This window comes from Neisseria sp. HMSC70E02, assembly GCF_001838645.1.
GTDB lineage: Bacteria > Pseudomonadota > Gammaproteobacteria > Burkholderiales > Neisseriaceae > Neisseria > Neisseria macacae.
Genome location: NZ_KV838149.1, coordinates 1,331 through 12,900, shown reverse-complemented (window position 1 = coordinate 12,900; position 11,570 = coordinate 1,331). Strand labels below are relative to the sequence as shown.

General features: G+C 49.6%; 9 protein-coding genes. 6 read left to right on the top strand and 3 right to left on the bottom strand.

Annotated elements, in window-relative coordinates; all coding sequences use genetic code 11:
• Window positions 1-58 precede the first annotated feature (58 nt).
• The 3 genes from recB to HMPREF3277_RS13075 form a co-directional block, all read right to left on the bottom strand.
• A complete protein-coding gene (recB, locus tag HMPREF3277_RS13085; RefSeq protein WP_070871368.1) occupies window positions 59-3,700 on the bottom strand; it encodes an exodeoxyribonuclease V subunit beta in 3,642 nt (1,213 codons plus the stop codon).
• Window positions 3,701-4,077: 377 nt separating this feature from the next.
• On the bottom strand, window positions 4,078-6,069 hold the full coding sequence (gene ftsH / locus HMPREF3277_RS13080; protein ID WP_070871367.1) for an ATP-dependent zinc metalloprotease FtsH: 1,992 nt from the start codon (window positions 6,067-6,069) through the stop codon (window positions 4,078-4,080).
• Window positions 6,070-6,133: 64 nt separating this feature from the next.
• Window positions 6,134-6,754, bottom strand: coding sequence for an RlmE family RNA methyltransferase (locus tag HMPREF3277_RS13075; RefSeq protein ID WP_003762741.1), 621 nt, complete (start codon window positions 6,752-6,754; stop codon window positions 6,134-6,136).
• Between the two features lie 108 nt (window positions 6,755-6,862).
• Here HMPREF3277_RS13075 and yhbY point away from each other — a divergent pair, with 108 nt between their 5' ends.
• From yhbY to ubiE, 6 genes are all read left to right on the top strand, one after another.
• Window positions 6,863-7,147: a ribosome assembly RNA-binding protein YhbY gene (gene yhbY, locus HMPREF3277_RS13070; protein WP_003760073.1), complete on the top strand. Its 285-nt coding sequence runs from the start codon at window positions 6,863-6,865 to the stop codon at window positions 7,145-7,147.
• A gap of 204 nt (window positions 7,148-7,351) precedes the next feature.
• The gene (locus HMPREF3277_RS13065) at window positions 7,352-7,618 is read left to right on the top strand and encodes a hypothetical protein (protein ID WP_003760069.1); all 267 of its coding nucleotides are present in this window, start codon (window positions 7,352-7,354) and stop codon (window positions 7,616-7,618) included.
• Window positions 7,619-7,915: 297 nt separating this feature from the next.
• Window positions 7,916-9,205: a CAP domain-containing protein gene (locus tag HMPREF3277_RS13060; protein WP_070773644.1), complete on the top strand. Its 1,290-nt coding sequence runs from the start codon at window positions 7,916-7,918 to the stop codon at window positions 9,203-9,205.
• Between the two features lie 97 nt (window positions 9,206-9,302).
• Window positions 9,303-9,590, top strand: a complete 288-nt coding sequence (locus HMPREF3277_RS13055; RefSeq protein ID WP_246830824.1) for a cytochrome b6 — start codon at window positions 9,303-9,305, stop codon at window positions 9,588-9,590.
• Window position 9,591: 1 nt separating this feature from the next.
• The gene (locus tag HMPREF3277_RS13050; RefSeq protein ID WP_003762839.1) at window positions 9,592-10,023 is read left to right on the top strand and encodes a gamma-butyrobetaine hydroxylase family protein; all 432 of its coding nucleotides are present in this window, start codon (window positions 9,592-9,594) and stop codon (window positions 10,021-10,023) included.
• A 439-nt stretch (window positions 10,024-10,462) separates the two neighbouring features.
• Entirely contained in the window at window positions 10,463-11,200 is a 738-nt protein-coding gene (gene ubiE / locus HMPREF3277_RS13045; protein ID WP_003760056.1) for a bifunctional demethylmenaquinone methyltransferase/2-methoxy-6-polyprenyl-1,4-benzoquinol methylase UbiE, read from the top strand.
• Window positions 11,201-11,570: the final 370 nt, after the last annotated feature.

The window sequence follows — 11,570 nt, the reverse complement described above, 5'->3', positions numbered from 1 at the left end:
CTTGTCCTGATTTAAAGTTAATCCACTATATATTTTCAGACGACCTTTTTCATTCTATTTACAGCCATTGCGCCAAGGATTCGGTATCCAAGTCCCATTGCCAGACGCCGTTGTCCGTGCCGTCCAATCCGCGCAGGAAGAGGTATCGGATGGCGATTTTGGGTAACGGCTTGCCGCGCAGTTTGAAATAGCGGGCCACGGCGATGGCGTAGATGAGTGCTTGCAGGTAGTAGTGGTGGTCTGCTACGGCTTCGTTCATGGCTTGTTGCGTATAGGCTTCGGCGCTGTCGCCCAGATGGTTGGATTTGTAATCGATGATGCACACGAGGTCGTCTGAATCTTGGCAGACCATGTCGATGAAGCCGTTGAGAAAACCTTGTACGTCTTGGAAATCTAATCTTTCTGCGGCTTCGATGCATTCCGGCGGCAGTGAACTGTTTTCACGGGCAAACCAGCGGCGCAGGTCATGGAGTTTGAAGTCTTCGGTGTAGAGGGTGAACCCCATTTCCGGAAGGTGGCGTTCGGGTGGGATTTCAGACAGGCTTTGTGCAACAAGGCGCGTTTTGCGGCAGGTGTCGAGCATTTGCTTGACAGCATCTGTCCAGAGTAGGTCGAAACCGTAGCGGGTCAAGGTTTCGCTAATCAGGCTGCTTTGGCTTTCGGCGCTTTGGGCAAAGTTGAATTTTTCCAACATTTCATGCAGACAGACGCCGGCGTTGGCGCCGCGCGGGAAATGGTGGATGTCGGTGTTTGGGAGGTCGTCTGAAACGAGGAGGGCGGTTTCAGACGACCTTTCTGTGTCGGCGGCGGTTTCTGCGGGATCGAGTGCGGGTTGTAATTCTTCGCGCTCGTCGTCTCGGGTTTTGACTTGGCGGCTGAGGCCGGTAAAGCTGGTATGCCTGATGAACTGAAATCCGCGGGCAGGGATAACGGCGGCTTGATAGAGGTCGTCTGAAAGATGGCGGTTTTGCGCGGCAGCAGGTTGCGGCGCGTCTTCGGAAAAGCTGAAGTCGGTATGTTCGGGGGGATTGTTGAGGAAACGCAGCCAGTTGTTTTTCAGCATTTGCAGCTCGCCTAGGGCTTTGTTTGCTTTGCGTTCTTGGTCATAGGCCCGGCGGGTATCCGCCCGATTGCTGTCGGCGCTGCCTTCAAGCAGGTAGGCAAAAGGGGAATCGGCGGTATCGCCGCAATGGGCGGCATAAAGGACGAGCTGCTCTTCGGCACGGGTCAGCGCGACGTACAGCAGGCGCAGGCGTTCTGCCATTTCTTCGTCGGCAAGGTGGATGCGGTCTTCTTCGTTGAGTTGCGATTTGGCAAGCAGTTCGGTGGTGTGGTCGGCGGTGTGGAGGATTTGCCAATCGGCGGGCTTCATGTCTTTCGCGTCCCAAACGAAAGGGCAATAGACCAAAGGATATTGCAAACCTTTGGAGGCATGCATGGTGACGATTTTGACCAGTGCTTCGTCGCTTTCAAGCCGTAACAGTCCTGATTCGCCGACAGAGCGGTCTTGCGCGAGGCTGATTTGGTCGTTGAGCCATTGATGCAGGGCGGCGGGGCTGAGGCTTTGTCCTTCTTCTTCGGAGAGGCACTCTAAAAGCTGATGGAAATTGGTGAGGCCGCGCTCGTCGCCGCGTGCAAGCAATCCGGTTTCGATGCCGTGCAACGAGGAGAAGTGTTGCAGCGCGGCATAAATCCCGCTTTTCCGCCAAATGGCAACGGATTCGGCGGAGGTGTTTATCCAGTTTAATAATTCGGCTTCGTTGCGGTTGAGTTGATACAGGGCTTGCGCGTCGTAGCCGAACAATGTGCCGGATAAGACAAAGCGCAGAGAGCCGATTTGTCCGGGATTGAGCCAATAATCCAACAGCGCGGCAAGGGCGAGGGCTTCGGGCGTGGTGAAAACCGATTCTCGCGACAGCAAAACGCTTTGTATGCCGCGCGTTTTCAGCGCTTTTGCCACCATCACGCCTTCGTTAAACGTCCTGACCAAGACGGCAATGTCGCCCGAAACGACCGGCCTGTCTTTGAATTTCAGACGACCCTCGGCAGCTTCGTTGAGCGTGTGGGCGATTTCGTCGGCGCAATATTCGGAGGCACGGCGGCGCAAGATGTCTTTGTTGAGTACTTCGTCGTCTTTGCCGTTGAGCCAGCGTATCTGTATGGCAGTTTGGGGCGGCGAAAGCCGGCTTTCGGAACGTGCGGCGCCGACTTCGGTATAGTCTATGCCGTCCAAGACGAAAGGGCGGTTTTTGCAGCGGAACAATGCGCCTATGCCGTTAATCAGCTTGGCATGGCTGCGGTAATTGGTCGCCAGCGTGTAGCTGTGTTGCGCGTCGGCTGCGGCTTGCAGATAGGCGTAAATGTCGGCGCCGCGAAAGCTGTAAATGGCTTGCTTGGGGTCGCCGACTAGGAATAAGGGCTTGTTTTGGCTGATGAAGATTTTTCGGAAAATCTCGTATTGCAGCGGATCGGTGTCTTGAAATTCGTCAATCAAAGCGATGCGCCAGTTTTGCGCTACCGCCTGAGCCAGTGAATCGGCCTGCGGGTTGTTGGTCAATGCGTCATAAACATCAAGCAGCAAATCGTCGAAACCGCGTTCGCGCTTGGATTTTTTCTGTTTGCTCAGACTGGCATTAAGATGGTCGAGCAGGTCGAGGTGGAGCAGGGTAAGCGTATCTTCTTCAGCTTGCGTAATGGCAGCCGAATCTGCGCCGAGATTCGCCAATATCTGCAAATCGGCAAAGGCGGCAGCATCAGGAGTATTGCCTTTTTTGACTTTGGACTCTAAGGCTTCTGCGGCAAACATGGGCAGCTTTTCTGCCGTCGTTTTGCTAAAAGAAGGAAGGGCATCGGATTGGGAGGCGGATTGGAGTTCGAGAAAGACGGTTTTGAATGTTTTTTCTTGGTATGAGTTGCCATTTAATATCGGACGGATGCGCCAGAATGTTTCTTCCAAAGCATCCAGTTTGGAACGCACTTTTTCCCATGTTTTCCGAAAGTTTTCCTGCGCGGCGACTAGGTCTGCTTCGGGTCGTCTGAAAACCAAATACGGACGGCTGACGAACTTTTGTATTGCCGCCAGCATGGTTTGCGGCGTTTGGTGGCGTTGAAATACCAGCTTCGCCAAAACGGGATGATTGACGATGCGGTCGCGCCAAAAATCTTGAGCGGGAATCAGCAGGCGGTCGCGGTTGTCTTCGGTCAGCTCGACATCCATAGGCGCACGACACAAAAACGCATAATCGCGCAAAATGCGTTGGCAGAAGCCGTGAATGGTATAAATCGCGGCGTTGTCGAATTGCCCGATGGCAGCCTTGAGGCGGACAATCAGCCGCGACCGACTTTCTTGAGCCAATGCCTGTTTGAGCAAACCGGTCAGAAACACATCGCCCGGATGATTGTCTCGGCAGTATGCTTCAAGGTCGTCTGAAAGATTGCCCGTATCCTCCACGCTCTCCAAAGCCTGCAATACTTCGTCCAAACGTGCGCGTAAACGGGTTTTCAATTCCGCCGTAGCAGCCTTGGTAAAAGTAACGGTCAAAATGCTTTCGACAGGCATCTGCTCAAGCACGACCAAGCGCGTGAACAAAGCCGCAATGCCGTAGGTTTTGCCCGTACCGGCAGAAGCTTCAATCAGATTGGTACCTGCTATGGGGATGTTTAGGGGATCGAAGGCTGGAATGGAGGCGTTGGCGGGCATGATAAAAGGAGGGAAGTACAGACAGAAGGCGTAATCATAGCAGAGGTCGTCTGAAAACGGTGGGGAGCTTGGGGGGGTGAAAACGGGCTTTGGCTTGGTTGTATGGCAGGCTTGCGATTTTCGGTTGCGTTCCGTTGGATTTATAGTGGAATTAACATAAATCAGGACAAGGCGACGAAGCCGTAGACAGTACAGATAGTACGGAACCGATTCACTTGGTGCTTCAGCACCTTAGAGAATCGTTCTCTTTGAGCTAAGGAGAGGTAACGCCGTACTGGTTTAAAGTTAATCCACTATAATTGTTGATATCAGCCCTAAAATAGGGTGAGGCAAACAAGAAAACGGCAGCTTTTAGGCTGCCGTTTTCTTTAGTGCGATTAAGCTTGGTCTTCCGGTTTGTCAGATAACTCTTGGGCTTTATCAGTTGGCTCTTGAGCGGTTTCTGTGGAAGCAGGTTCATGCTGACTGACTGCTTCTGGAGATTGTGTTGCCGCTTTGGTTTCAGATTGTTCCGGATTGTCTTGACGCAGATTGTGACTGTAGTCTTTAGGCGGGCTGGGTTGCTTGCCTGCCATAATTTCCAGCACTTGATCGCGGTCTATGGTTTCCCAATCCATCAAGGCTTTGCACATAATTTCCATCTTATCGCGGTTTTCATCAAGGATTTTGTAAGCTACTTGATACTGCTCATCCAAGATGCGGCGAATTTCTGCGTCGATTTCTTGTTGGGTTTTTTCGGAAATGTTTTGGGAACGGGTAATGCTGCGTCCCAAGAATACTTCGTCTTCATTTTCCGTATAAACCATTACGCCCATTTTATCGCTCATGCCGTAACGGGTGACCATCTCGCGCGCCATTTGGGTGGCACGTTCGAAATCGTTGGATGCGCCGGTAGAAATACGGCCGATGAAGATGTCTTCGGCAATGCGTCCGCCAAACAGAATCGACAATTGGCTCAGCATTTGGTCTTTATACATGCTGATACGGTCGCGTTCGGGAAGCTGCCAAGTCAAACCGAGCGCACGTCCGCGCGGCATGATGGTCACTTTGTGAACCGGATCGGTAAACGGCAGGCTTTCGGCAACAATCGCATGACCTGCTTCATGGTAGGCGGTCGCACGTTTTTCGTCTTCGTGCATTACCATGCTGCGGCGTTCGGGACCCATATAGATTTTGTCTTTGGCATCTTCAAAATCGCTTTGGTCAACTTTGATTTTGTTGCGGCGGCCTGCAAACAGGGCGGCTTCATTGACCAAGTTGGCCAAATCCGCACCGGAGAAGCCGGGTGTGCCGCGTGCCAATGATGTCAAATCCACGGATTCGTCCAAAGGTACTTTTTTCGCATGGACTTTCAGGATTTGCTCGCGACCGCGGATATCGGGCAGCGGAACAACAACCTGACGGTCGAAGCGGCCGGGGCGTTGCAATGCCGGATCCAGTACGTCGGGACGGTTGGTTGCGGCGATGACGATAACGGTATGATTGCTTTCAAAACCGTCCATCTCGACCAAAAGCTGGTTCAAGGTTTGTTCGCGTTCGTCGTTGCTGCCGCCCAAGCCGGCACCGCGTTGACGGCCGACAGCGTCGATTTCGTCAATGAAAATGATACAAGGGGCGTTTTTCTTCGCTTGTTCAAACATATCGCGCACGCGGCTTGCACCGACGCCGACGAACATTTCAACAAAGTCGGAGCCTGAAATGCTGAAGAACGGCACACCGGCTTCGCCTGCGATGGCTTTTGCCAGCAAAGTTTTACCGGTACCCGGGCTGCCTGCCAGCAAAATGCCGTGCGGAACGCGGCCGCCCAAGCTTTGATAGCGGTTGGGGGATTTCAGATAATCAACGATTTCTTGTACTTCTTCTTTTACTTCATCACAACCGGCAACATCGGCAAAGGTAACTTTATTGGTTTCTTTGTCCATCAGGCGGGCGCGGCTTTTACCGAAAGAGAATGCGCTGCCCTTGCCACCGCCGCCGTTCTGCATGCGCATGAAGTAGAACCATGCGCCAATCAGCAGCAATACCGGCAGCAGGCTGAAAACCAGGCTGGTAAAGATACTCGGTTTTTCTTCAGGGATAACGTTGACGCGGACTTTATTGTCCAAAAGCGTTTTGACCAAATTATCGTCTAAAGGCGCATTGGTGAAGAAAGTGGATTTATCGGTACGTTCGCCTTTGATCAGATAGCCGATGATGGCGGAGCCTTCGATTTTGACGTTGCTCACTTCACCGTTGTTTACCTGTTGGATAAATTGAGAGTATTCGATTTGCTGCTTGTTTTCCTGCTTGCTGGTCAGTGCGTTGAACGCAGCCATCAAACCGACGCACAAAGCGACCCATAACAGGATGGACTTAAAGGTATTCCCCACTTAGCCAGACTCCATGATATTAAGATAAACGAAAGGAAGATTTTAAAACACGCTGCCTGTATTGTCAGCGTTTATTTTTTCCTAATAAATAAATCTCACTGGAACGATTGCGTGATGCTTCGGGCTTGCGCGTCTGCACCGTTCCGAAGATTTCGCGCATGGCTGCCATATATTCCTGATAGCCCGCTCCCTGAAATACCTTCACCAAAAAGCTGCCGCCCGTTTTCAAATGATTGACGGCAAAGTCCAAAGCCAGTTCGCACAAGTAAAAGCTGCGGGCTTGGTCGGTTACGGCATTACCCGACATATTGGGTGCCATATCGCAAATTACAAGGTCTAGCGGGCGGGCGTCCAGCAGGGTTTCAAATTGCGCCAATACTTCGTCCTCCCTGAAGTCGCCCTGAATAAAGGAAACGCCTTCTATTTCATCCATAGGCAGGATATCCAATGCGAACACGCGCCCTGAATTGCCGACCAGTTTTGCTGCTACTTGTGACCAGCTTCCGGGCGCGCTGCCTAAATCCGCCAAAACCGTGCCGGGTTTGATTAATTTGTCTTTTTCGTTGATTTCCAGCAGTTTATATGCAGCGCGGGCGCGATAGCCGTCTTTTTGCGCCATGTGGACGTAATGATCGTTGACGTGTTCGTGAAGCCAGGCTTTTGATGATTTTGAACGTACTGCCATAATTTATTTAATGATTTAGAGAAACGCCGTATTGTACGTTATTTTCCCCCGAGATTGCGCCAAATCGCGTACAATGCCGCATTATTCTTTCTTTTCAAGCACTAGAACATGACTGACAATAAATTAAGTACCAAAGAAATTTTGGAATTGAAAGCCCGCGCCCATCACCTTCATCCTGTTGTAATGGTGGGACAGCAAGGTTTGACCGAGTCCGTTATCAAAGAAACCGATGCCGCCCTGACGGCGCATGAGTTAATCAAAGTCCGTGTATTTGGCGACGACCGAGCCGAGCGCGTTGAAATTTGCAATGCGCTGTGCGAAGCCGTCGATGCGCAACTGGTTCAGCATATCGGCAAACTGTTGGTGTTGTGGCGTAAAAACTTGGAGGTTTGATTCTTCAAGAGCATATTCAGACATCTTAAGGACAGATGTACAAAAGGTCGTCTGAAAATATTTATGACTCTTACCAAGTGTTTTTGTTATGCGCTCGTAAAATCAGGAAAATCGATAAACTCTCTGAGATTGATTACTGTCAATGGGAACATACCCGCAGTTTTTAAAGCTGCGGATTGGCTATACTAACGATAGGAGCACATCATGAAAGCATTATCTGTTGCACTGGTTTTATTGACTTTGGCAGGCTGTCACAATACTTGGAACGGCGTTCGGGAAGACGGTTCACGCATTATCGGGCGTTCTGTCAGCGGTATTGGGCACGGTATCGGTAAGGCAGGTCAGGCATTGGAACGTACCGGCAGCAGAATCGACAATCGCCAACAAGTACAGCCTCAAATGTCCGGACAGAATCAATATCCCTACCCGGCGCAGAACCAATATCCTGAGCAGAATCAATACCAATACTAAGTCTTTTTTTAGTACCGACCCCGATTACATGGTTTGTAGTCGGGGTTTTGGTTTTTCAGACGACCTTTATCCTGTATGATTCGGGATTGGCAATGAAATGGGCATATCTTTAGCCGTCTTCTTACTTATAGTGGATTAACTTTAAACCAGTACGGCGTTACCTCGCCTTAGCTCAAAGAAAACGATTCTCTAAGGTGCTGAAGCACCAAGTGAATCGGTGCCGTACTATCTGTACTGTTCTGCGGCTTCGGCGCCTTGTCCTGATTTAAATTTAATCCACTATCTATTTATAACAATATGAAAAATCTCATTTTCTGGCTTGCGCTGTTGGCTGCGGCTTTCAGTTTTTTTTATTATCAGCAAAACCATAGAATTTCTCATACCGAGCTGATTCATGCTGAGTCGCCGCATGACAGGTCTTCCGTGTCTTCATTCGGCGGATTGGCTTACCTGAATTTTTTGCGTGCAGGCGCGGGGCTGCCGACTTTGGCGCATTCGTCGGTTTTAGAAAAGTCCGCCCGCAATCATGCGCGTTATTTGTTGCAGAACCCTGAAGACGGTCATGACGAACGTCATCGCAGCAATCCGTTTTTTACCGGTTACCGCCCGAATGAACGCGCCCGCAAGGTAGGTTATCTTTATGATGGCGTACATGAAAATATCACCACCGGTTTTTATCCGTATCCTGAAGATATGGATACCAATTTGCCGGTTCAGCAGCAGATTGACGGTTTGATGACCGCTATTTATCACCGCTTCTCTCTGTTGGAACAAGGCATTGATGAAGCCGGTGCGGCATTTGAGCATCGTGATGGGCGCATATCGGTCGCCATCAATCAGGGAAATCATCAGTTTAATTTTTATTGCGGTTTAGGCAGGGTTTATCCTGAACCGGGACGGCGTTACTATCAAAATGCCTGCAACAACAATGCCATTGTTTATGCGGACGAAGTCAAGGCGCAACGCGAGTTCTTATATGTCGTTTATCCGCAAGGTGATTTTGCCATGCCGGATTTTCACGGCGAACACCCCGATCCCATGCCGGGACACGAATTTACCGGCAATCCGGTCAGTATCGCTTTTTCGGAATCTGCCGGAAAAATCAAAATGCGGTCGTTCAAGCTTTATCAGGGCAAATCCGAGATAGAGAAGGTCAAGGTGTTGACGGCAAGCAATGATCCGAATCAAACGTTTTCTGATCGTCAATTTGCCTTATTTCCTTTATTGCCTTTGGAATACGATACCGCGTATCGTGCCGTATTCGAGTATGAGCGCAATGGCAAATCTGAAAAAGCCGAATGGACTTTCCGAACGAAAAAGCCTGATTATCCTTACTTTATCGTTAAAGGCGGCGAAAAATTGGCAGTTGAATCGGGTAAGAAATATTTCATTCATTGGAAGGATTTTTGGTGTCAGCGGGAATGCGAAGAGTATGTTTACCGCCAACGCGGCAAAGCGAAACTCGAAGTCATGGAGCGTCAGATCGGCGGTATGGTGGTACGGGTTACCGGAGACAAAGGCGATGATGTTCGGTTAACGCCGAAAGAAGAAAACGATAAGGCGGTCTTACTTTATATCTGGCAATAGGCAATCAAGGTCGTCTGAAACCCAAACAGGTTTTCAGACGACCTTCTTTATATGCAACAAGACAAAGCAGGGTGGGGCAAGATACTTTATTGTTTGGGTGAACCGTAAAACTGTTAGAATAGCGGAAATTTTATTTCTTGTTTCTCAAACAATGATCCGCCATCCGAAAATTGCCGCCAATACGCGTTATGCCTTTATCTGTATCGGACTGATGATGCTTTCTTTCCTGATATATGTGATTTTGGCAGTGTTTGATTTGGGCTTGGATATGTCGATGCGGATTGAGCTGACCCGTTTTGCGCTCATTTTAATCTTGCTGTTTGCGTTTTTGGGCGGCGTTTTTTCAATCTGGGTAGCGGTGCTGCGAAAGAAAATGGGGGTATGACATGAACCAAGTTGATAACAACATTCCTGAAGAAATCCGTTTGCAACATGACCGATCGGCTTTGGTTTTGGTTTATCGCGGTGAACGTAAAACCCTTCCTGCCGAATTTCTCCGCGTTTATTCTCCCAGCGCCGAAGTGCGCGGACATGGTGCGGGACAAGATGTCTTGCAGACAGGTAAAGCGGAAGTTACGATTTCTGATTTAGACCCTGTCGGTCAGTATGCGCTCAAAATTACTTTTTCAGACGGTCATAATAGCGGTTTGTATGACTGGGCTTATCTTTATAAATTGGCTTACGATTATGATGCGCTTTGGCAGGATTATCTCCGCAGGTTAAAAGAAGCCGGAGCCTCCAGAATACCGAGTGCCGCAGACCTTGTTGCCGGTAAAAAGCATTCCTGCGGCAGCGGCGGTTGTGGCGGGCATCATTGATTACTGAACGTGTTTGTTCTTTTTGAAGCGGCATTGTGACGGACAGCAGGATGTCGGCAAAGCAGGCTTTGTTCCTCGATTGAAAAAATATATCAGCCTGTCGGATGTCAAACAGAATCGGCTGGAAAGATACGGTCTTGAGGGTACAATGCCACTGCACGGGCGAGTTGCGTTGTTACCTGAATAAAAAAGATTATTTAGCCATCCATTTGATAGACTATGTCAAGCAGGCCCGCAAAAAGCATATCGTGAATGACGATAAAAATGCCATCACCTTCTGAGATGAAATTTCAGCATTCGGCGTAGCCATGGACAAATTGAAAGACAGGTTTGCCTCTCAATGATTAAACTTTCAGACGACCCCTAGAGCAAGGTCGTCTGAAAATCGAAATACCGTTTGAACCATATTGATTTCAGATTATTTTAGGAAAGCACCTCTATGAGCGACCACAAAACCCATTTCGGTTTCACCACCGTAAACGAAGAAGAAAAGGCAGGTAAAGTGGCCGAAGTGTTCCATTCCGTAGCCAAAAACTACGACATCATGAACGATGTCATGTCTGCCGGCCTGCACCGCGTTTGGAAACATTTCACCATCAATACCGCCCGTCTGAAAAAGGGCGATAAAGTGCTGGATATCGCCGGCGGTACCGGCGACCTGTCGCGCGGCTGGGCCAAGCGTGTGGGCAAAGAGGGCGAAGTGTGGCTGACCGACATCAACTCATCCATGCTGACAGTGGGCAGAGACAGACTGTTGAATGAAGGTTTGATTCTGCCAGTATCGCTTGCCGATGCTGAAAAATTGCCGTTTCCCGACAACTATTTCAATCTGGTTTCCGTTGCTTTCGGTTTGCGCAACATGACCCACAAAGATGCTGCACTCAAAGAAATGTACCGCGTGCTCAAACCGGGTGGAACGCTCTTGGTGTTGGAATTTTCCAAAGTCTACAAGCCACTGGAAGGCGCATACGATTTGTATTCCTTCAAACTGCTGCCGGTCATGGGCAAACTTATTGCCAAAGACGCAGACAGCTATCAATATCTGGCAGAATCCATCCGCATGCACCCTGACCAGGAAACATTGAAACAAATGATGCTGGATGCCGGTTTCGACAGCGTTGATTACCATAATATGAGCGCAGGCATCGTAGCCTTGCATAAAGGTGTGAAATTCTGATGCCCGAATCGGCTAACCTATCTGTCTGATGCCCATAGCCTATTCCAAAGTATCGGGCTTATGTTGATGGCTGAAAAAGGTCGTCTGAAAACCGATTGATAAGGTTTTCAGACGACCTTTGTTGTAAGAAATCTCTGAGTTGTACTGATATATAGCTGCCTGAAGGCGGCTGGTACCCGTCTTAAAATCGTTAAAGAACTCTATGAGGTTTCAACACACAGCCGCCTAAAGGCGGCTGGGGAATACTTGTTCGAGCAGGAGCGCAATAACTACGTTTCAACACACAGCCGCCTAAAGGCGGCTGGTGGTTTTGATATTAAAGCCATGCCCGATGGGACGGTTTCAACACACAGCCGCCTGAAGGCGGCTG